This is a genomic window from Bacillus sp. SIMBA_074 (genome assembly GCF_046534555.1).
GTDB lineage: Bacteria > Bacillota > Bacilli > Bacillales > Bacillaceae_G > Bacillus_A > Bacillus_A mycoides.
In genome coordinates, this window is record NZ_JAWRYM010001280.1 from 1 (window position 1) to 233 (window position 233).

General features: G+C 50.6%; 1 protein-coding gene. It reads left to right on the plus strand.

Annotated features, from left to right (window positions below):
* A partial coding sequence (locus SB773_RS34830) for an IclR family transcriptional regulator domain-containing protein (RefSeq protein ID WP_486304345.1) occupies positions 1 to 233 on the plus strand: 233 nt, incomplete at both ends.

Consider the following 233-nt stretch of genomic DNA (forward strand, 5'->3'; position numbering starts at 1 on the left):
TGATTCGTCCCATTTTAGAGCGCATGATGGAGGAAGCTGGAGAATCGATCTTCTTGACTAGTCTGGACGGGGATGAGGGATTGACTCTCGATGCCCTGGAGCCTGATCATGTTGTGAAATTTTCCGTTTCGGTCGGCAGCCGATCCCCCTTATTCGTCGGGGCATCCTATCGTTCCATCATGGCGTATTTGCCCAAAGAACATATCGAGCGCATCATTCAGCAAGGCTTGAAG